The 20827-nt window shown below is 63.6% G+C and carries 16 protein-coding genes and 2 pseudogenes; 3 read left to right on the forward strand and 15 right to left on the reverse strand.

Annotation, left to right across the window (positions count from 1 at the left end):
- Positions 1 to 1592, reverse strand: a 1592-nt coding sequence (locus K3M35_RS17465) for an alpha/beta-hydrolase family protein (RefSeq protein WP_220666790.1), incomplete at its 3' end; no start/stop codon positions are given.
- A gap of 109 nt (positions 1593 to 1701) precedes the next feature.
- Positions 1702 to 3423: an alpha/beta-hydrolase family protein gene (locus K3M35_RS17470; protein ID WP_220666791.1), complete on the reverse strand. Its 1722-nt coding sequence runs from the start codon at positions 3421 to 3423 to the stop codon at positions 1702 to 1704.
- 328 nt (positions 3424 to 3751) lie between these two features.
- On the opposite strand from K3M35_RS17470, the gene K3M35_RS17475 reads away from it, so the two are divergent.
- Positions 3752 to 4678, forward strand: coding sequence for an HNH endonuclease (locus K3M35_RS17475; RefSeq protein ID WP_308257084.1), 927 nt, complete (start codon positions 3752 to 3754; stop codon positions 4676 to 4678).
- Between the two features lie 70 nt (positions 4679 to 4748).
- On the opposite strand, the pseudogene K3M35_RS17480 reads toward K3M35_RS17475, so the two are convergent.
- Positions 4749 to 5245 (reverse strand): annotated as a pseudogene (locus K3M35_RS17480) (transposase); the annotation flags it as partial.
- Between the two features lie 404 nt (positions 5246 to 5649).
- Positions 5650 to 5997: a hypothetical protein gene (locus K3M35_RS17490; protein WP_039584756.1), complete on the reverse strand. Its 348-nt coding sequence runs from the start codon at positions 5995 to 5997 to the stop codon at positions 5650 to 5652.
- Between the two features lie 315 nt (positions 5998 to 6312).
- Here K3M35_RS17490 and K3M35_RS17495 point away from each other — a divergent pair, with 315 nt between their 5' ends.
- Positions 6313 to 6801, forward strand: coding sequence for a DUF2510 domain-containing protein (locus K3M35_RS17495; protein ID WP_220666793.1), 489 nt, complete (start codon positions 6313 to 6315; stop codon positions 6799 to 6801).
- Positions 6802 to 6817: 16 nt separating this feature from the next.
- Here the strand turns inward: K3M35_RS17495 and K3M35_RS17500 are convergent, their stop codons facing one another.
- The 10 genes and pseudogenes from K3M35_RS17500 to K3M35_RS17545 form a co-directional block, all read right to left on the reverse strand.
- The gene (locus K3M35_RS17500) at positions 6818 to 7588 is read right to left on the reverse strand and encodes a helix-turn-helix domain-containing protein (RefSeq protein WP_220666794.1); all 771 of its coding nucleotides are present in this window, start codon (positions 7586 to 7588) and stop codon (positions 6818 to 6820) included.
- A gap of 226 nt (positions 7589 to 7814) precedes the next feature.
- Positions 7815 to 8708, reverse strand: a complete 894-nt coding sequence (locus tag K3M35_RS17505; RefSeq protein ID WP_220666795.1) for an HNH endonuclease signature motif containing protein — start codon at positions 8706 to 8708, stop codon at positions 7815 to 7817.
- 96 nt (positions 8709 to 8804) lie between these two features.
- A complete protein-coding gene (locus K3M35_RS17510; protein WP_112319979.1) occupies positions 8805 to 10676 on the reverse strand; it encodes a DUF2075 domain-containing protein in 1872 nt (623 codons plus the stop codon).
- 126 nt (positions 10677 to 10802) lie between these two features.
- Positions 10803 to 11840, reverse strand: a complete 1038-nt coding sequence (locus K3M35_RS17515; protein ID WP_033098699.1) for an HNH endonuclease domain-containing protein — start codon at positions 11838 to 11840, stop codon at positions 10803 to 10805.
- A gap of 628 nt (positions 11841 to 12468) precedes the next feature.
- Positions 12469 to 13867, reverse strand: a pseudogene (locus K3M35_RS17520) (IS1380 family transposase).
- A 602-nt stretch (positions 13868 to 14469) separates the two neighbouring features.
- A complete protein-coding gene (locus tag K3M35_RS17525; RefSeq protein WP_220666796.1) occupies positions 14470 to 14847 on the reverse strand; it encodes a hypothetical protein in 378 nt (125 codons plus the stop codon).
- Complete coding sequence (locus tag K3M35_RS17530) at positions 14844 to 16058, reverse strand: hypothetical protein (RefSeq protein WP_259444183.1); 1215 nt, start codon at positions 16056 to 16058, stop codon at positions 14844 to 14846. Before K3M35_RS17530 ends, K3M35_RS17525 begins: the two co-directional genes overlap by 4 nt.
- The gene (locus K3M35_RS17535; protein WP_259444184.1) at positions 16022 to 16657 is read right to left on the reverse strand and encodes a hypothetical protein; all 636 of its coding nucleotides are present in this window, start codon (positions 16655 to 16657) and stop codon (positions 16022 to 16024) included. Before K3M35_RS17535 ends, K3M35_RS17530 begins: the two co-directional genes overlap by 37 nt.
- 344 nt (positions 16658 to 17001) lie before the next feature.
- Positions 17002 to 17562, reverse strand: coding sequence for a hypothetical protein (locus K3M35_RS17540; protein WP_220666797.1), 561 nt, complete (start codon positions 17560 to 17562; stop codon positions 17002 to 17004).
- A gap of 363 nt (positions 17563 to 17925) precedes the next feature.
- The gene (locus K3M35_RS17545) at positions 17926 to 18453 is read right to left on the reverse strand and encodes a hypothetical protein (RefSeq protein ID WP_231780891.1); all 528 of its coding nucleotides are present in this window, start codon (positions 18451 to 18453) and stop codon (positions 17926 to 17928) included.
- A gap of 238 nt (positions 18454 to 18691) precedes the next feature.
- Between K3M35_RS17545 and K3M35_RS17550 the strand changes: the two genes are divergently transcribed.
- Positions 18692 to 19057 (forward strand): VOC family protein, encoded by a 366-nt coding sequence (locus K3M35_RS17550; RefSeq protein ID WP_220666798.1) that lies wholly within the window; start codon positions 18692 to 18694, stop codon positions 19055 to 19057.
- 210 nt (positions 19058 to 19267) lie between these two features.
- Here the strand turns inward: K3M35_RS17550 and K3M35_RS17555 are convergent, their stop codons facing one another.
- Positions 19268 to 20812 carry an HD domain-containing phosphohydrolase gene (locus K3M35_RS17555; RefSeq protein WP_220666799.1) on the reverse strand — a complete coding sequence of 515 codons (1545 nt, stop codon included), beginning with the start codon at positions 20810 to 20812 and terminating at the stop codon, positions 19268 to 19270.
- Positions 20813 to 20827: the final 15 nt, after the last annotated feature.

The raw sequence follows: 20827 nt of genomic DNA on the forward strand, positions 1-20827 counted from the left end.
AGCGTGACCTGCCAGAACGTCACGAACGGAATCCACGACATCCCCTTGTCGATGTCGGCGCCGCGCTCCTCGCGCAGCCAGTCCGGGCGGTGCCGGACCAGTTGGGAGGACCACCACACGATCGGATCGCTGGGATGCTGCCAGTACACGATGCGGGGAGATTCCCAGTCGCGCAGGCCGTCGAGTTCGGTGAGGTCGTCGGGTGTCGCAGCGAATCGCACGTTCTGCCCGCCGTAGATGACCGGGAGAATTTCGCGACTTCCCGGATCGCGCGAATCGGTGATACGTCGCCACTGCTCTGTGAAATTCGGTGTGCCCACCCAAAGCGCGCCGTCGGTTCGGGTGATCATGTCCTGCACGCCGGCGAAGGCCGATTGACCTCCGTACGAGCCCAGTGATTCGCCGAAGACGAGCAGCTTCGGCCGGGTTTCCGGATCGAGGACACTCCATCTCGCGTACACCGCCTCGAACAACGCGCGACCTGCATTGCGGGGCGAGACCCGGTCGGCGAGGAAAGCCAGGGGACTGGCGAGAAACGAATACTGCATGGCTGCGATGGCCGAGTTGCCGTCCGAGAGGTATTCCAGGGCGGCGGCGACGTCCTGGTTCACCCAGCCACGACCTGTCGTCGTAGCCACGGCGAGGTACTCGCGCTCGAAGGCGCCTGTGCGGTCGAGTTCGGCAACGACATGCGAGGCGAGCACCTCCATCTCGTCGTAGTCCGTGTAGCCGTCGAGACTGTCGAGGGAGCGGTAACCGGCGTAGACGCGGATCGGCATCATCGCGGGTTCCCCGGTCACCGCGGTGATCTCCTCCGGAGACGGACCGCCTGCGACGAACGTGCGCCCTTCACGTCCCAGCGAATCCCACGGTTCGAGAGATGCGTCCGACCCGGATCGCTCCGGCGCCTGTGGCTGCTCGACCCCGTCGGCGGTGCCCTCGTCGACGGCCCTCGCCGATCCGTTGGCGATCCGCGCGATCTCCATCGACAGCAGACCTTCCACCGCCCAGAACATGATCAGCCCGACCAGCACGACACTCACGATGCGCGCCAGGGGAGCCGGCAATACGCGGACGACGAGTCCGGTGACCCATTGCGCCACGTGCCGCAGACCGCGGCCGATGACGAGCAGGAGCAGCGTCACCACCACGGCGACGAGCAGCACACCCGGATAGTCCCAGCTGCTGCCGGGTTCCATCCCGACGAGTTCGCGGCTGATGTCCTGCCACCACGAACCGAGGACGAGGAAGGTCGGCACCACCACGACGGCGACCGCTGCGAGCAGGTACCAGCCGACCTTCTTGACGGTCGCCGACCAGTTCGTCTCGAAGCCGCACTTGCGGACGATCCACGCGACGAGCACGCCGATGCCGTAGCCCGTGATGACGCTGATGCCGGTCGCGACACCCTGCAGGTACCAGGGGCGTGGAAGCAGGGACGGCGACAGCGACCAGCAGTAGAACAGCAGCGCGACGGCGAGGCCGACCGGATGGAACCGGCCCAGCCATCGCAGGATCCCGTCCTTCAGCCGAGCCGAGAACGATGGGGATGGCTCAGGAGGTGCGGGCTGTGTATCGAGGGTCGTGGTCATCGGCGGTCGCTTTCGTCGGTACCAGGGCGCAGGAAGGCATGGCGAAGAGACGGAATGCGAAGCCGTAGGGGAGAAGCTAGCAGAGCCTCGGGCAGCGTGCCGTGTTCGACTACTCGTCTGCGGTGTTCAACTGTTCGACGGCCTCGGCGATCCGCTGCGTGTCGGTGAGCGTCCACCCCTCTGGGGACGTCACGGCGGCCCAGCCGTAGGGGATGAGGTCCTCGTAGTTGTGGCCGTGACCGACGGGTGGCGACGTGCCGACCATGATGTCGGCCGCGACCTGAGCGAAGGTGACGATGGGGTACCACCGCATCGACGGTGAGCGATCCGTGCCCGGAGGTTCGGCGAGCCAGTCGGGTCGCTCGAAGAGCAGTCCCGGTCCCCACCACACCACCGGATCGGACGCGTGCTGCAGATACAGGACCCGCGGGTCGTTCCACGGTCCTTGCTGGTCCTCGAGCGTCTGCAGGTCGGAGGCGAACCGTACCGCGACGCCGTCTTCGTAGACGGGCAGGACCTCGGGGCTGCCGGGATCGCGATGGTCGACGATGCTGCGCCACAGCTGGTTCGAGTTCGGAGGTCCGACGAACAGCGCGCCGTCGATCTGGCTGCGCATGTCAGTGAGGTCGTCGAAGGCGGCTTCGGCGGATTGCGAGCCGAGGCTCTCGCCGTAGACGACGAGCTTGGGTCGCTGGTCCTCCGGCAGTTGCGACCACCGTTCGTGGACACCGTTGATCAGTGTGTTGCCGGCGGCCTTGGCGGCGGAGCCGTCGACGAGGAAGGAGATCCAGCTCGGCAGGAAGGAGTACTGGATCGCGGCGATCGCCGAGTTGCCGTTGTAGATCGCTTCGATCGAGTCGGCGGCGAACGGGTTCACCCACCCGGTCCCGGTGGTGCCGGCGACGACGAGGATCTCCCGCTCCCACGCCTTCGTACGGTCGAGTTCGTCGAGGATCAACTGCACTTGCTCATCGGTGGTGCCGTCGGCTTCGAGCCCCGCGTACACCCGTATGGGTTCGAGTGCGGGAGCGTCGTTCAGTTCGGTCAACTGCTCGGCGTCCATCCCACCGGCGACGAACGTGCGTCCCTGACGCCCGAGACTCTCCCACGTCGACGGCGACGCTGAGCTTCCCGACCGCTCGGGAATCTGCGGTTGCTCCACACCGGGGTCGGTGCTGTTGTTGTCGTCGGCGAAGACGATGCGTGCTGCCATTGAGCTGCTCGCGAGCAGAACCTGGTCGACGAATACCACCACCGCGAGCACGAGGATCACCGGCGCGAGGACACCGGCCGCGGCGACCGGAACACGCAGGCGGGTCGCGAGGAACTCCGCGAAGCGTCGTCCGACCCAACGCAATCCGCGTGCGATGTAGAGGAGGGCAGCGAAGACCGCGACGCTCACCAGTCCGGTGCGGAGATACGCGAAGCCCGTTGTGGTCTCGATGCCCATAAGGACCCGGATTTCGTTCTGCCATTCCGCCGCGGCGAGCAGGCTCCCCAGAAGTGTCCCTACCGCGATGAGGGCCACCACCACTTCGGCGATGCGCCGGACCGTGTGGCGCCGGCGCCACCACGTGAGGCGCGGCGCGATCCATCGTCGTGCAGGAAACGCGACGAGCACGCCGATGCCGTAACCGACGATGCCCGTCACGCCGCTGATGAGTCCCTGGAAATACCACTCGCGGGGGATGAGGGAGGGGCTCAGGCTCCACGCGAAAAAGAACAGGGCGACGACGAGACCGAGAAAGTCGAGGCCGAAGACGGAGAGGTGGCGCCGACCTGTATTGCCTTCGCGCGGAGTTGTCTCGTCTGTATCGACTTGCGTGCTCACGGGAGCGACCCTAACCCGGTCGGTGACCCACCGCGGGCCGAGCGAAGCCGGCCTCTCGTCGCCTTTGAGCTCAGGTTTGTGCGCTGCTGGGCGCGACGTATCCGGGTCCTGACGCCGCTGCCAGCGCCGTAGTGAAGGCATTCCGGCTTGGTGATGAGGGTCCGTCCGCCGGCTGGGACCCATGGAAAGTAGACGACACTTCCATGCAATCGCTGGGTGAGGCCACGAGGAAGGCGTTCTAGTTGCTAATGGTTCAATAGGGATCATTCGACTGATGCGCCGAAATATCGCCGGCGCGTGGTCTCTGATGGGGTAATCAGGAGGATTTGTGAGTGACGGTTCGTGGAGCGGCGACGATTTCGGTGCTCGTCTCCGTCGCGAGGCAATGGCATGGTTGACCATCCGCACGAATGACGGTCTCGATCCGATCAGTCGCCAGGACCTCCTCGACTTCACGATCGATGGGGAGATGTTCCGGCTCATGGACCCGACGCGCGGGATCCGGAAGCCGAAGGAGCTTTCGTCAGCTCTGTCCATCAGTACGACGTATCGCGCGCCCGGTGCGAAGCGTCCGTACGAGGATCAGGTCGGCTCGGACGGACTCTTGCGCTACAAGTGGTCGACGACCGACCCGAACAACATGGACAATCGTGGTTTACGCGCGGCCATGAACGAGGGAGTGCCGCTGATCTGGTTCTACGGCGTCGGTCCGAGCTTGTTCCAGCCCATCTATCCGGTGTTCATCATCGGGGAAGAACCTGACGAACACCAGTTCGTCATCGCCACCGAAGTCGCTCGCGATCTTCATCGTCCCGATTCCCGAGCGGAAGAGCAGCTTCGTCGATATGTCGTAGCAGAGACAAAGCGTCGGCTCCATCAGCCGGTTTTTCGTGCAACTGTGATGCGTGCGTACGAAACGCGATGTGCGGTCTGCGCTCTCGGTCATAGTGAGCTGTTGGATGCTGCGCATATTGTGCCTGACTCACACGAGGCAGGTATTGCGTCGGTGACTAACGGGCTCGCTCTGTGCAAGATCCACCACGCTGCGTACGACGTGAACATCCTTGGCATTACGCCGGACTTGGTCGTGGAGATCCGGAGGGCCCTTTTGGACGAGATCGACGGCCCGATGCTCGAGCATGGCTTGAAGGAGCGGCATGGACAGAAGCTGATGGTGGTTCCGCCGTCTCGTAGTGAGCAGCCTGACCGAGAACTCCTGGAAATTAGTTACGTCCGCTTTCTCAGCGCAGGCTGAGAGCTGACAGCAGCAGTCCCGCGTAGACCAGGACGATTGGACCTGGTGCACGACTCGGTGACAGTTTCGATCACGCAGCCTGTGCGGTTGGTGTAGTCATGATGTCTCGAACTCGACAGGCGTCAATCTGCCCAGTAGGAGCTGACGTTTCCAACGGTGATAAGTCCGCGCGATCCTCTTACCGCAAGCGGGTGGTGCCCCAGTGACGATCGCGACGCGCAACTGCTCGCAAGTGACCCAACGCTGCCGGTCGAGGACGTTGCGCTGGAGCAGCGCAAAGAACGATTCCATCGCGGCGTTGTCGCCGGCTCGCCCCGACCCGGGCACATCGTCCTGACCAAGCCGTGACAGCCCCAGAACGCGAACGAATGCCGGCTGCGAAATTGCGATCCGCCATCGGGATGCACCACGTACCCGGCGACCGAACCTCGCCGAGCCACTGCGGATTCGAGGGCGGCCACAACGAGTCGAGACTTCATCCGGTCACCAATCGAGTAGCCGACGATCTGGTTCGAGCAGACGTCCTTGATCACACAGGCGGAGCTTGCCCTCGTCGGTGCGGTGCTCGGCGGGGGTACTTCCCTTCGCGCAGTTCAGCGCTCTCACCGGCGGTGGTGCCGGGTGTGATGCGGTCTTCGACGTCAGCCTTTCGCATCCAGTTGGTCGAGCAGGATGCGCTGATGCCGAAGTCCGCGGCGAACTGCCGCAAGTGCTGGCCTGGTTCGCGGTGGCGGGCCACGCGCACGACGTCGTCGCGGAACTCTTTCGTGTAGGGCTCGGGCACGGGGTCGATCCTTCCAGCAGTGCCTGACGACACCGCAGTTCAGATGTCATCGATCCGTGCAGCAGTCCCGGTGCTCTGGCAACGCTGCCGAGAAATTCAAACCCGCAGTGCGCCGGCATCCATCGCAGAGAGCAGCTTCGAACTCGGGTGCGTAACGCGGGCAGTCCGTCACGGATATCAGCGACCGTCAGGTCGACGTGCAAGCGCAGCCATCCAGGCCCGATCCGTTGTCGCGGCGGAACCAAGCCCAGGGTCCACGCCGCGAGGTGCGGCTGGCCTTCGAGCCGGCCCACGTCCACCAGCGCCGGTCGTTCCGATCGTCGCGCATGATGACCAACGCGCCGTCGGTGACTTGGTCGGAGCGGTGCACCCGCTGACCGTCAAACGCCGCTACGGCTCGCCGCGTCAACGTCACTCCGGAGGGTATTGCACCCAGCAGGATATCGCGAATGTCGCGCGCGATCTCGAACGATGCACCGTCGGGCAGGGGATCCCACTTGGCGTGGTCTTGGATATGGGTTGGCTCGACGAACACGTGCCGTCGCTTCCAGGCGATGCGGGTGACCTTCTACGACCGTCCGCCGAGTAGCAGTATATGGGGCCCTCGACGTCGTCGGTGAGCACGCTGGTCTCCACAGAATCGATCTCTTGCCGGCCCGGCCTATACCGTGAACTCTGGGGCAGTGGCAACGCGGTGCGGTGCGCCAACTCGGTCGGTCCCTTGATGAGCTCCACTACAGCAGGCACCGGCGGTGCACTCTTACTGCGACCCGCCACTGGGCGGAACCGGTAACAGTGCTCGCTTGCATGCCGATTAGTCCAACAAATCCCAGTCGAGAATGGACAAGTGATGAGCACGCAAGCGGGATGGTACGCGGACGGCAATAGCCCGGGCGTCGAGCGGTGGTGGGACGGAAATCAGTGGACAGAGCAGACTCGTCCCATGACGGGGCCGGGATTCGGAGCACCGGCTCCCGTCAATCCGGAGAGGAATGGGATGGGTCTGGCCTCGCTGATTCTGGGGATCGTTGGTCTCCTATTCTGCCTGATGCCGATCACCGGGTTCATCGGCTTCATTCTCGGCATCATCGGGCTCGCTCTGGGTCTGGCGGGTATCAGCCGTTGCCGTAAGAACAAGGCGACGAACAAGAAGACCGCGATCTCGGGCACCATCCTCAGTGCCCTTGCCGTGATCTTCGGAATTGTTGGCATCGTCATATTCTTCACCGCCGTCGACCAGCTCGGAAACGATCTCGACCAGATCGGAACCGACCTGCAGGATTACAGTGATTGCATCAGTGAGGCAGGGAATCTCGACGAAATGAACCTGTGCGAGTAGCCGCAGTTTCGGCTCTTCACGCTGCCTGAGCAGTTCGGCAGGGACACCTCACCGCCCTGCCGTGCGCGTCGTCCGGTAGCCACCCGTACTCGTCGCACGCTCCGCACTTCGCCGGTCGGATCCGTGGAACGGACAGTCCCTGCCACATCGGTAGCCACGCGTGCGCGTATCGCATCGGATCGCTGGGGCGATGCGCAGCCTTCGCGGTCGCTACCAGCGTCGGAACGCCGTGCGTCGCGATCAACGCTTCGATCGCGGCTACGGCATCCGGCCTGAGGTACGCGAATGTTGCTGTCAGTCCGGATTCTTTACATGCCGCCGCCAACCGGGCGACCTCGGGACTGTGCGATGCGTTCGAGACCTGGGACGTGCGGTTGGTTTCCGTCCTTGGTGAATCAGTACTTAAAAGACCGCCTGGCTCTCCGATGTCCGCGTTGCCGCGGGTCGAATTTTCAGGGCCCGGCTGGACGTGCGGCTCCTCGTAGATCGTCTGAATGGTGATCCACTGGCCACGCTCGTTCTGAATCTTCTCGCGGATCAGATATCCGAGTTCGGCAAGCTCTCGGAGAGCGGAGCGGATGGCGTCGCGACCTTCCTTCGGCGACTGGCCGGCGATCGAGTCGGACCGGGTACGCCAGTCGTCCGGTTTGGACAGCAACCAGATGAGCACACCGCGTGCGCGGAAGGAGAGGCGCTCGTCGTTGATGACGGCGTTGCTGAGGATGGTGAAGTTGCTGGCCAGGCGCGGTCCACGACGCACGCCGCCAGCCAGGGTATTCTGGCCCACGTTCGACTCCCTATAAGTCGGACATCCGGCCCGTCGGGAGTTGCCGCTCCTGGCGGGCCTTCTTCACTTGTGACGCCACGCGGATCGGTGACGATCTTGAGATTTTGGCACTCCTTCGGTTGTGCGCGCAAGCAGATCCTTCGAAGTCGCTTCAGCGCAACGGTTTATATGATCACGCGGGCCGCGACATCTCTGCGGCGATCGCCATAATCCTCTTCTGCCAGAGTTATGAAGCCGATCGGACCCAGTCGCACGCGTCTCGATGCCGAGCGAGCGCCGCAGCATCAGGGTGATGAGCGGAGCTTTTCGGTACTCGAATCCGCTTGCCCGCGAAGGCTGCATACTCGCTGCTCTCGAGCTGGGGAGCCACTGCGACTGTGAGGTCGCTGCGCACTGTCCACAGTTGCAGGTCGAACAAGGTGTGGAGGTCGGCGCGGAGGAGCAGACCATTGGTCACATGGTTGCTGTGCTCTCCGAAGTAGCGGTCGATATGGGCTGCTTCCAGGACCGCCTCGACGTCGCATCCGGTGACTGCGCAACGACGTTCATACGCTGCCAGCAGTGCGCGACGGAACTTCGGCTGACCGTATCGCACAGCAATGGCTCGTTGAGCGCGTTTACGGACGTCATCGCCCTTCTCGTACGTCGGGAGGCTCTTGGGTAACTCGACGTCGACGACGGGGAAGTGGGCGAAAGCGAGATCGGCTTCGGTGCCGAACAGTGAGCGTAGGCGACTTTCGGCAGACGGGTCGGACACCTGGTTGGCTCCGGCCTGTGCCGCGAGATCTTTGCCGAGTAGCTTCTGTAGCTGTGCCCAGGTGGGCGATGAAACTACGTCCTCACTGATTGTTTCGAACTCGAATCGGTGTGTGTAGCCGCCGGTTTGAACGTCGCTCCAGTGCGCGGGTTGCGAGCTCGGGGTGATTTCGTATAGACCGGAAGTCGCTCGTGCACGTGCAACAAACCCATTGCCCTGACCCGTGATCCAGAAGTAGATGTCGTCACCGGGCACAATCTTCCTGAAGTACGACGGGCTACGGACGTCCCAGAAGCCGTCGTCTCGTGCGTAATCCCAGTGCTGTGGTGTCTTCTCGTTGATCTTTACGATCCAGCTGGTCATTGCCCATGCGCCTTCTCAGGTTCGCATCGGGTGGGGGCATGTCCTGCTGCGGAAGCCCGTCGGGCCGTGCTCGGTGTTCGGTCGTCGTCGTGAGGGTCAGTCGGAGATCAGTTGACGGAGCGCATCTCGCGTTTCGGCATCGGTCGAGTAGATGACGGTGCCGATCATTCCGCGGGTAAGCAGCACCTTGTAGACATTGCGGACCAACCTGTCGAAGCGCACGTCGGAAATTCGTGTGCGGTTCTTGAAATCGGGATCGCGGTTCGCCTCGCGAATCGTCGTGAATCGTCCGTTACGCCAGACCAGATCGGGTCCGAGGATGACTCCGTTCCAATCGTATTCGAAACCCTGGGCCGTGTAGACGCAACCGACCTGCCCGAACCCGCCGTCCTCAGTGGCCCAGAGTGCAGATGGGGGAGCGTCACCGATTCTGCGGTCGCTCTTGCTGTTCCACGGGCGTGCCCAACTACCGATCCGAACGTCGGGCACCAGATTCCCGTCCTTGTCTGCGTCGCTCCACGGCCAGCAGTAACCGGCCGTCATCCGCGCCGAATATCCGAGATCCCTCTGCTGGGAGAGAAGGTGCTCCATCTCTTCGGGGCTGTCGGCAACGCGAACGGTGAACTGGGGATCGCCTCTCCACTCGAACGGCCCTCCGTCTTCGAGGTCGAGTAGCCGCTTCACCCACAGCAAGTACTCTTCGCTGCCTCCGCAGCGGAATTGTTCTCCCAGGTGGATGTGCTGTGTCTCGAGACCCAGTGAGGCTGCGTAATGTTCGATCTGGGCATAGGATCCCATCTCCCCGGGGCGTACAACCTGGTGCTCGTCGAGAAGGAAAACAGGGACGCGCGCGGCCGCGATGAGTTCGTCGACCTGCGGCCGGTCTGTGCGGAGTTCGGCTCGTGTGTACCGGTCGACGGAGGTCTCACGGATGCGGTGCGCCTCGTCGAGGATGAGGACGTCCAGTCCGTTGCGATCCGCCGTCATGAACTGGTTGAAGTACTTGAACATCTTCTGCACGCGCGGCGCGCGGTGCCCCGCAACCTTCCGCAGGGTTTGTGTGAACGATCGGGACCCTGTCGCATGCAGCACGGTTCGGCCGCGCCGGGCGAGCTCACCGAGTAGCGATAACGCCACGACGCTCTTGCCGCTACCGGGACCACCGGTGACGATGATGACGCGCTTTCGATCGGCGGCGCGAGACTGCTCCACCTCGTGAAGCACGAGGTCGACGGCGAGTTGTTGATTGCCGAGCAGATGAAACTGTGGCCGGTCGCGTACTTCTGCAGCGGCAACTTTGAGCAGTTGCTGCGACGGTGCGATTGCCGACTTCATCAGAGCGTCGGCGGCGGCGTAGCCGGGCGTGGGTGCGAGGCGACTCCGGAGAAATTCGATCATGTCCCCGCGCTCGCCAGCGGTGAACATGCGCCCGGTGACGCTCATCGGATAGGAACGCAGATCGGCAACGGCTCCCGGATCGGTCGCATTGTGCAGATAGGCGATGCCTGCAAGAGCGTCCGGTTGATCGGACACCGTACGGGCGAAGTCCGCGAGGTAGTCGCAGTAACCCTTCACCTGCGCGGCAGGATGCAGCTTCGGTCCTCCAGGCATCCCGGATACCTCGACAAGTTCGGGGTTGTCCTCATATCGGCGCGCTGCCGACCATTGCTTCAGTTCGACGACCACGTACGAAGCCGCGCCGGTCTGTGGATGCGTCCCTGCGAGGACGACGTCGGCTCGCTGGGACGTCAACGGCAAGTGATATTCGAGCAGCATCTCGACGTCGTGGAGACCGGCGTCGACGAGATCGCGAGCGAGAACAGGCAGGCTCCGTGTCCAGGACCTCTGCTCGGCTTCCCCGGCACGTCGTCCCGTGCGGAACAGCATTTGCTCCAACAACTGCTCCGCGAGTGATTCAGGACGATCGAGGTCGACGATCCGGCGGGCGGTAGTACGAAGCAGCGTCACAGTCAGGTCCCCAAGGCAGCACGAATCCACTCGTGCGGGTGGGGGCATGTCCGTGGCTGCTCATCGCAGCGGAAGTCCGTCGGGCCGCAGGACAGAACTATATCGGTGAGAGCGGCCGCGGGTCGTTCAGGGCGCGTGCGGTTGGTACGTCCCGGACGATCTCCACAGCAACGAGCCGGCAGGCAAGGCCGCATACACGCCGTGAGCAGCCGACGCCGTCCGCTTGTGCAGGACCGGGATGCGGGTAAGGCTGGAAATCTCGGACAAGGATTGTCGTTCCAGGGCTCGTGTCACGTGGTCCTGCACCGGGATGCTCGCCGACTTGTCGAGGTTGCATCGTGCGTCGGTTGCCACCAGGTTGGCAACACCGTCGATGGGGATCATCGACCAAGGCACAACGTGATCGATGTGGACATCGGATTGCAGACGGCCGTCGCAGTAGAAGCAACGACCTGACTGCAGGTCACGGAGTGGGTCGACGAGAGCACGCAGTGCTGTGCGGTCGGTGCCGAAGAGAAACCCGTCGATGTCCTCGGCGTCGAGTTCGGCGCGATTGAGGTCGATGACGTCGTGCGCCCACACGGAGCGCACGAAGGTCCTGAGCAGTACGGATGTCCGTCGTAAGCCTTCGGGAACTCCTGGTCGCAGCACGATGACGGCGATTCGGTCGACGTCGCTCATGGTCATCTTCTTGTGGAAGCCCGCCGCGTCGTACATGAACTCGTCGCGGGTAGCGCTGTGAGGAACGCTCTGCAGGTGCGTAAGTGGCTGTTGCGCGATCGTCAGCCGTACGGAGCGAACGAGTCGTCGATAGACCGGATGGGCGGACTCGCGAGCTACCTCCGCGGTGCGAAGCCCGTCGAGTATCAGGACGTCTCTGGCTTCTGCGATTCGATCAGGGATCGAACGTCCGCGCCTGACCTGAGTAAGCCGTCCGTGGCGGTGGAACGACCGGACCTGATTCCAGTAATAGCCGATGACCCGATGAGTGATCTCGTCGATCGGAACAGTGAGACTCCCGTCGGGAGCAGCGGTGTTCTCGACGCAGATGTCGACGAGCGCCATGACGGTCGCGAGCTTGTACGTCGAATTGCGGCGGCCGGCCTCGAGCAGTTGCACGACACGGCCGGCGACGTCGAGGGGGTCAAGTGCCGCAAAGCTCATCCCGGCACAATATCCGCCGCTCGAGCCTGAGGCTTTCGCGCTACGAATTCTGAACCGAAGGTCGTGCGGTGAGAGCGTTCGGTCGATGCGGTTCTTCTGTCAATCCGAATCGTTCATCGAAGATGTCCTGCGACGTGAGAGCGATCTATTGCTCGGCTCAAGCATGGGCGAGCAGCATCGTGGCGTTGGCCACTGTATGGGGGCGGATCCGAACGGAGACAGGGACGACGAGCGACCGGCAATGATCGAACTCGAACCCGAATTTGATATGTGGACGATAGGGGATTGCAATGGGCTTCCTCGCGCGCCGAACCCGGGTTTGCTCACGCTACACGCGGGGCAAGCCTCGGGTCAGCGCGCGAGAGTTGTGGGGGCGCACGCGGCCTGGAGACAGGATCCCGGGCCTTCTGGGCTACGACCCCTTCCACTACGTCGTGTACACCCGACCGTCGTTGCCGTAAATGACTGCGTCGAGATTCTTAGCCTGAATCCACTGACGTGATGCCGAAGCCCATTCCGGCCGGGCGAGTGGATGTATGGGCAGTTGCGGGCATGCGGTGACCGCTGGTTTGCCGAGCTTTTCCACGGTGCGGTTCCGGTCGTGCCGTCTCGGCGGGTCGGTCGGTGTTCAGGCGATAGCTGGCGGGCTGTGGCCGATGGTGTTGGTCCACAGTCGAAGCCATGCGTCCGACCAGGGCCAGTGCGTGGGTAGCCGCGAGATCGGTTCTCGTTGCGGTCGACACAATCGGGCCGGGATATCGACGATCTTGCGCCGTAGCGTCGCCCCACGGGCGCGAACATGCCCACCACCTGCAAGAAGGCCGGTGGCGCGCAGCAGGTTGTGGGCGATCGCCGCGCAGAGCACCCACGCGGAGTTCGCCCCGAAGCGCCCCGACGGCATGTGCGCCAGCGGCCCGTCGATGAGGTCGGCGAAGACGGTTTCGATGATCGCGTGCCGGCGATGGGTGACATCGGCGTCGGCGGCCGAGGTAGTGGTGTTGGTGAAGAACGGATGATGCCGCCAGACCGGGAACAACGCGTCGGGGAAGCGGGCGTCTTTGACGCGGCGCACGATCAACCGGGCGGTAACCGGAGTCGTGGTGGAAGCAAAAGCGGTGTAGGTGGTTTCGGCGACCTCGGCATCTTCAGATCCACGCTCCGGTGTCCGGGTCGCGGACCGCTCCGGGGTACTTCACCGGGGTCCACGCCTCGTCGGCGATGGAGTCGATCGCGCACCGGACCGCGGTGTTCTTGGCCAGGACCAGCGAGAAGCACACCTTCGCGCGCAGGCACGCCGAGATGACCGAACGGGTGCCGTAGGCGGAATCACCGCTTACCACGAGGGCACCGGTTGCGCCCGCTGCCCGGGCGGTGACGATGACCTGCGTGACCATCCGACCTGCACCTTTACCGGATCCGGCTTTCCCGGCGCGCAGTCGCATCCCGGTGATGATCGGCGTGGAGTCCGCTGTGCTGATGGTGGTGGCCAGCGGGGACAGGCCTTTGCGCAGGATCTGTTTGCCGGCGATTTTCGTGTGTCCGTAGCTCGCGCCTTGTTTGGCGCGGTCGTAGACCGGGCGCAGCAGCGAGTCGATGTCGAGGAACGCCTGCTCGGCCAAACCGGGCAGGATCTCGACCCGGGCGGTGAGTGCGATCAGGTGTTCGCGGAGCACGGATTCGAGCTGACGGGCATGACCGAAGCTGAACTCGCGCAGCAGCGTTCCCACAGTCGAGGGCGCGTAGACGTTGCCGAACAGATGCTTCATGCCGCCCGAGCGCAGCAGGTCGATATCGTCGATGCTGTCGGCGCCGGCGCACATCCCGGCGATCAGGGTGAGCAGTTTCGGGCCCGGGTTCGCCGCCCCGGACGCGACCTTCGTGGTGGTGATCGAAACCTTCTCGGCGAGCAGGTCCGGCAGGCGGGTGTGTTCGGCCAAGGCCATGATCGGGACCAGGCCGGCGCACGAGACGAGGTTGTCCTCGTCGAACATCGCGGAGCCGTCGATGAACTTGTGGGGCACTTTCACCGGAAGTGCCTTTCGTGAACTGGTGGATTTGTTCTGTGAGAACTCCAATCTTCCCAGTTCAGGGGGCACTTTCTTCAGTTCGACACGCTGCTTCGCAGTCGGTCTTTCGGTGGAATCAGGGTAAGGGCAGGAATGAGATCGGTGTTGCCGAGGCGCGTCACACACGTGCGACAAAGTACCTCCCGCAGGTGGTGTCGGCTGCGTCAGAAGCTCGCGTCTTTGCTGTCATCGGCGTGCATGCAGCTCGGGAGGTTTCACAATTGTTCCACCTGGGTCTCGACGGAGAGCACCGATACGCCGAGTTCGTTCACGACGGCCGTCCCCGAGCGTTCGTCTATCTCGACCATCCGTCGAGTGGCGGCAAGAAAAAGCGATTCGCGACGGCCGTGACACCAGAGCAGCTCGATCGCCTACGCACTGAGTTGGCGGCCACCACGATCTGACGCTGCGCGAGATCCTGGCCGTCGATGCCGACGCGACAACGACTTGGGTGTTCCAGCCCCGCTATCCGGGGGTGGAACCACCCAAATCAGGAGGAGTTGCACCAGCTCGCAATCCACGTCCGCAGGGATAGCTCTACAACGAATGCACGTGATGGTCGATCATCGCTGCCAGGGAATTCTGTACGGCCCTGGCTCGTCCTCGACCGGAGTTGCGACAGGTGGCTGATGATCCCAACACCAGCGGTAATGCTTCGATGCTTTCAGTTCGATCACTTCCGGTGGGAGAGTGCGAAGGATCCGTTCGATGTCGCGCCATTCGGCTGTGCCTGCGTCGACGCGGGCCGCGAAGGCTCGGAGCGCGTCGGATGCGGCGTTGGTTTCGGCGAGCCGGCTCATCAGTGCTTCGTCGACGTCGATGCGCGTATCCCAGTCACCGTTGCTCACCTGGTCGGCGCGGATGCGGCGGGTGTCGATGGCGTGTCCGGCGTCCTGGATCCTGCGGACGGCTGCTTCCAGGTGGGGCGGGACGTCCCTCATACGGCATCCGCCCAGGGATCGTCGCCGACGGCATAGCCGGATTTGGGGGCGTTGTACGTATCGCCTGCATCGGCCACGCGGGCGATGTCCATGGCGAGTTCGGCTTTCGTCTTGGTGTCGGTGTAGGCGTCGGTTATCGGTGCAAGCTTCTCTTCGAACTTCTCGTTGAGATAGCCGGACGGAGATGCCATCGCCCCAAGGAATCCTTCGAGCGTCTCGACGATCTCCCGCACGCTATCGACGAGATCATCGATCTGCGAAGCCGCTTGTCTGATGATCTCGACAATGGCGTTCACCTGGATGTACGTGCCGATCCAGGGGATCTTCTTGACGGCGAACTTCAATGCCTGGGTGGTGTTCTCGAGTGAGACTTCCGCTTCCAGCATCGTGGCGAGTCGCTGAACCCCGCTGATAGCCGCCTGTCTGACCTTGTCGGAGGTGAAGAAACACATCTCTTTCGCTACTCGGCCTACCGGGCCTTCCCACTCCATAGCTGCTGCCTGGCGTTCGGCGTGTTCGGTGAAGCTTTGAGCCGTGGCGCCGTCCCAATGCGGATCGAGTTGTTCATAGCCGGCGCGGACGTTGGAACCGCACGTCTCCATACCTTCGGCTGCGATGCGGTATGCGTCGCCGATACGCTTCAGTTCGTTCCAGTTTCCCGTCAATGGCTCCACGAACTGCAGGAGCGGACTCCATCCCGTTGCAGCGTGAATCGCGTCGTCTACATCTCCGAGCCAACCTGCTGCGTCCGCGATGACTTGCCGAATATCCTCGGCTCCTACTTCGGACAGCGGAAGGTCTACTTCCTCTGCCTTCCGGTAAGTCACCGGGTCGAGGAACGGAGCTGCGGGGCCGGGCGCTGGGGTGTACGGGTCGTAGTGGGCGTCGGTCGGCTCTTCGAACAGTATGTTCGCGTTGAGAGCGTCATATGTTTGGGCCTCTTGGTCTGCGTACATCCACGCAACTCGGTTGAGCTCCACACCGGTCGACCGAGTAACCGCCGCCAAGCCGCCGTACCGGGAAGACATGAAGTCCGCGGTCGCTGCCAGAGGGGCGCTCAATAGTGCAAGTACACCTGCGCCCAATCCTTGCTGAACACTGCATTCCGCACGTATGTAGTCGGTGGAGGCCGAGGCGTCGTCGGCAATGTCATCGAATAACACAGCGGCTCCGGCTACTTCTTCGGGAGCTGCCTTGAATGTCTGGCCCATGACACTTTCTGTCTTCTTGATGCGCTTCGTTTGGTGGGTCGAAGCGTCGAAATGATGTCGTCTGCAACCCCGCCCTCGTACGCGCCATCGATATCCTGGTGGACTTCGACCATCAACACCATGGTTTCTGCGGTGGCGTAACCTGGCGTCGCCACGACGTCGAAGCGGGCCGAGCCTGGTTCGCACGAACTGATTCGCGGGATATCGGTGACGAGGGCTGAGACGCGGACCGCGGGCCGCCCTGCGACTTCGAACCATACGGGGCCGGTGTACTCGACCGTCGGCAATGTTCCGGCATTGTCGTCGAAAATCCACTCGACGGCGCGGACCTCTTGTTGCGCTACCGATTCGAGGTCCAGGTCCCGCGAACCTGCCGCGCCGGAGATCGCAAGCCAGCCCCCGTCTTCCTCCGGGCAATAACCGTAACCGAAGAACCCGACAGCTCCATAACTGGCCTTGTCGTTCTCGTTGGACCATCCGGCGATAGAACGGTAGTCGTTGGTCCAGTCCGCCGGAATATCGTATGTAAGACCGTATCTCGTGCTGATCGGTTGCGACGCACCTGGAGCGGCGGTCATCTGAGGCGGTGGGCGCAGCATCGAGGGGAACCCCTCCGGCAATGGCGGGGGAGAGGTTCGTGGACCCACCGGTGCCGATGGCGCGGAGGTAGTCGGCACCAAGGTCGGAACCGAGGGGACGTCAGGGCCGACAATCGAGGACACCCGCGGTAGCAGCAGGATTGCTGCTATCCCTCCTGCAATAGGCAGTACGGTGCGCAACAGAAACGACTTCACGTGCCCCCTCCCGACTGGATCTCGACCCCCTCGAGATCAGCGCGGAGACTGTAACAGGTGCCGCGGTTCGTCTCGTCGAGTGCACTCGACGAGAGCTCCATCGACTGGGATCTGCACAGTGCTGCGGTGTCAATGAGTCCAAAAGTCGATCAAGACGGTCGGAGCGTTGCGATGATGTCGTCGGCGGCATCGACGTCGTACGCGCCTTCGTTGACCTGCACCATCAACACCATGGTCTGCGCCGTCGCATAGCCCGGGGTGGCAACGATGTCGAACCGGGCGGCGTCGGGTTCGCAACCACTGACCTCCGGAATATCAGTGATACGTGCGGAAATTCGAATGGCGGGGCGGTCAGCGATCTCGAACCATACGGGTGCGGTGTACTCGACTGTCGGCCGCGTGCCGGCGTTGTCGTCGAAGATCCACTCGACGTCTCGGATCCTCTCGGTAGCTACGGTTTCGAGGTCGATATCTCGCGAGCCCGCCACGCCGGACATCGCCAGCCAGCCTCCGTCCTTTTCGGGACAGGACCCGTAGCCGAACGAACCGACGCTGCCGTAGACGGCATGACCTTCCTCACCGGACCATCCGGAGCTAGCGCCGTGGTCGTTCTTCCAGTCCGCCGGAATCTCATAGGTTAGGCCGTATCTGGTGTCGATCGGTTGCGGTTGCCCTGGCTCGACGTCGATCTTCGGTGGGGGAAACAACATGGAGGGGAACCCGTCCGGCAATGGCGGGGGAAGGGTTCGTGGGCTCGTTTGTGTGGATGGAGCGGATGTCGTCGGTACCAAGGTCGGTACCGATGGAATCTCGGGACCCAGGAGCGCGGACGCCCGAGGAAGTAGCAGCAGCGCCGTTATCCCGCCGATTATCGGCAGCACTTTACGTAGCAGAAACGACTTCACGTGCCCCCCCTTCGACGTGATCTCGACCCCCTCGAGACCAGCGCGGCGACTGTAACAGGCGCAACTTGACGCGCTGAACCGAGGCTCGTTCGCGCTACACGCGAGGCGAGCCTCGGTTCAGCGCGCGAGAGTTAAAGGGACGCAAACGCTCCCACGTCTGTCGAGCCGTCACCAGTGGATGGCGGCCACCGAATCCAGTGGCTCGGCGATCGCCTCCGCCGCGACCTGCAGATCCGCATCACGCAACGCCTGCGGGAACCGCAGTCGGGCGCGCTGTTCGATCTCGGCCAGCGGAATCTGGAAGACCCGGAACTCGTCGAGGTCGAGCACCTCGAGCTGGTCGAGGTTCTCAGCACTGACACTCGTGTGCCCGACGCTCACACCCGGGACGATCGGATCCAGTCGCGTCTTCCGGGGCGGCGTCGCTGCTTCCGGGGCGCGATGGAATGCGGGTTCGTACGACCGCTCGATCACATCGGTCGGAACCTTCACACCGTTCACAGTGATGCTCTCGGGAAGCGGGGAGGTGCCCAATGCTTCGAGAGCTTCGGGCTCCGATACCTTCTCATTCACTGTGAACTGCACGGCGAGCTCGCCGGTGGGTTTGCCGTCCACATGCTTGTATCCGACGCCGACGGACGAGACGTTCGGATCATCGAGGTAGTCGGCGCCCTTGTTGCGGAAGAACTTTCGCACAGCGACGGTGAGTTCGTCCTTCTCGGGGCGGGGTGTGCGATTCGTCGGACAGGGAGAGTGCAGCGGCCTCGGCTTCGTCCAACAGCCGCCACTGTCCGGGTTGCGTACTCATTCTCGGGACTCCGAAGCGCGGGTAGTGGTGTACTCGAATTCGAGATGACCCATCACCCGATTTGTGGGGAATGAACCCCGCTGAGCGGGGTCGAACCCACCGAAGATCGTCGAAGGAGTGAACCGCATGCGTCCGACCGGCATCACCACGAATATCAACGTCCCGGACATCGGGGAGGCGCGGAGTTTCTACGCGGACTATCTGGGGCTGAGCGCCGAGGAGATGAACCTCGGGTGGGTCGCGCGGTTCGCCACTCCCGATGGTCGTGCCGTCGTCCAGTTGGTCAGCGGTGACGAGTCAGCTCCTGTGGACTCGGCGATCTCCGTCCACGTCGGCGACGAGGTGGAGGCGGCCTACGAGGAAGCGCAGCGTCGGGGGTTCGAGATCGTGTATCCGTTGACGACGGAGCCGTGGGGAGTGCGGCGGTTCTTCGTGCGCGCACCGGACGGCACGGTCGTCAACGTCGTCAGCCACTCCGACGACACGCGGTAGGGGGACGAGGACGCCGTTCCGATCCGGTGTTCTCGACGGCGTATATATCGGTCGAGAACACCAGATCTTCCGGCTCGTCGCGCCGTCGCGTGCGGAGGCGAGGAAGTACCCAGTCCTGTAGTACGTCGGCATACATCTGGCGCATCGTCTGGTGCGGACACTGATTTGTGTGGGTTCGACCCCGGAAAGCGGGGGGCAGATCCACATTAATCAGCTCAGGCCGAGGTCGATGGCGGCGAGTCCTGCCTGCGTGCGGTTGTGGACGTCGAGCTTGGTGTACACGTGCTCGACGTGATTGCGGGTCGTCTTGTGCGCGATGCCCAGCTCGTCGGCGATCTGCCGGTTCGAATAACCCAGAGCGACGAGTCTGAGGATCTCCACCTCGCGACCCGTCAGTCCCGCAGGCCAGGGGGCGCGTCGCTTCGTCGGGCGCCCCGCCGCGAGCAGCACGGCCTCGACCGCTTCGGTGTCGAGTCGTCCGGCCTGCGCGTCGCGGCACATCCTGGCCGCCGCGGCCTCGGCCGTCAGTGCTCTACGGTGCGGTCTAGCTTCTCGTAGCCGCTGATAGGTCTCCGCGGCGGCGAGGATTCGCGCGGTCACGCTCAGGTCGGCAGCCCGGAGCCCGCCGGGATATCCGGAGCCGTCGAGTCGCTCGCGGTGCGTCACAGCGACGGCGACGACGGCCTCCAACCCACCGACGCGGCTGAGGATCCGCCCGGTCAGATACGGATACAAGCGGACCCGCTCCCATTCCGCGGTGGTGAGCGGACCGACCTTCTCCCAGATCTGATTGGGCACACCCATCCGTCCCAGTCCGTGCACGAGACCCGCGCGGTAGAGGAGTTCGACCTCCGCGACCGGAAGGCCGCGATGCCGGCCCGTGGCCGCCGCCAGATCCGCCACGCGTCTCGAATGTCCCAACAGGTAAGGACATTTGAGGTCGACGAAATCCGCCATCGCGCGCAGCGTCTCGTCGAGTTCGGGTCTGCTCAGGATGTAGTCAAGATCGGACGCCTGGGCGAGCGCCGCCGACCATGCGTCCTGTTCGAGCACACCCGCCGTGATGGCGTCGACGTCGTCGACGAACACCTGCGCCACGCGCGGGCCGAACTGGGTTCCGCTTCGCGCACGAGCGACAGCGACCGCCTGCGCGGACCCACCGAGACGGACGTACACCTCGGCGACGTCGGCCAGTTGCACGATCTGCATCTCGACCGGAATCTCGTCGCCGCGAACGCCCGAAGGTAGCCCCGCACCGTCCCAGCGCTCGAAGGTGAAGGTCAGCATCGCGCTCACCCGAGGGTCCAGCCCGACGCGATCGGAGAGAACACTCGCGGACCCGCAGTGGGATCGGATGAGTTCGGACACCTGCCGGCGCGCGGTGAACAGGAAGGCCGTGGCGTGGAGGAAACGCTCCGTGTACGGCAGTCCCCGCCCGCTGTGCCCCATCAGCATGCGGAAGAAGGGGAGTCCCGTCATGTCCACCGCGTAGGTATCGGCGCGGAACGCGATGTCGTCGCCGAACATCCGTGCCAGTTCGTGGGAGTCCGCGTGGCATCCGATCCAGGCCACCAGGTTGGCGTAGAAGACGACGTCCCGCTGGTCGGCGCTCAGTCCCATCCGGTCGGCGATGCGCGTGGCGAGCACTGCCGAGCGCAGCATGTGTTCCATCGGCTGCCCGAGACCCAGATCGATGGCGAGAGACAGCGCGGCGACCAGTTCCGCCCGTCGCGGACCGTCACCCGTGGACGTCATGGACTCAGTGTCCTC

It is taken from the genome of Rhodococcus sp. DMU2021 (assembly GCF_019641445.1).
Classification (GTDB): domain Bacteria; phylum Actinomycetota; class Actinomycetes; order Mycobacteriales; family Mycobacteriaceae; genus Rhodococcus; species Rhodococcus pyridinivorans.

Excerpts from the sequence above, each read along its gene's own strand:
- K3M35_RS17495 (WP_220666793.1), top strand. The coding sequence starts at position 6,313 with ATGAGCACGCAAGCGGGATGGTACGCGGACGGCAATAGCCCGGGCGTC.
- K3M35_RS17505 (WP_220666795.1), bottom strand. The coding sequence starts at position 8,708 with ATGACCAGCTGGATCGTAAAGATCAACGAGAAGACACCACAGCACTGG.
- K3M35_RS17515 (WP_033098699.1), bottom strand. The coding sequence starts at position 11,840 with ATGAGCTTTGCGGCACTTGACCCCCTCGACGTCGCCGGCCGTGTCGTG.
- K3M35_RS17525 (WP_220666796.1), bottom strand. The coding sequence starts at position 14,847 with ATGAGGGACGTCCCGCCCCACCTGGAAGCAGCCGTCCGCAGGATCCAG.
- K3M35_RS17530 (WP_259444183.1), bottom strand. The coding sequence starts at position 16,058 with ATGGGCCAGACATTCAAGGCAGCTCCCGAAGAAGTAGCCGGAGCCGCT.
- K3M35_RS17535 (WP_259444184.1), bottom strand. The coding sequence starts at position 16,657 with ATGCTGCGCCCACCGCCTCAGATGACCGCCGCTCCAGGTGCGTCGCAA.
- K3M35_RS17540 (WP_220666797.1), bottom strand. The coding sequence starts at position 17,562 with ATGTTGTTTCCCCCACCGAAGATCGACGTCGAGCCAGGGCAACCGCAA.
- K3M35_RS17550 (WP_220666798.1), top strand. The coding sequence starts at position 18,692 with ATGCGTCCGACCGGCATCACCACGAATATCAACGTCCCGGACATCGGG.
- K3M35_RS17555 (WP_220666799.1), bottom strand. The coding sequence starts at position 20,812 with ATGACGTCCACGGGTGACGGTCCGCGACGGGCGGAACTGGTCGCCGCG.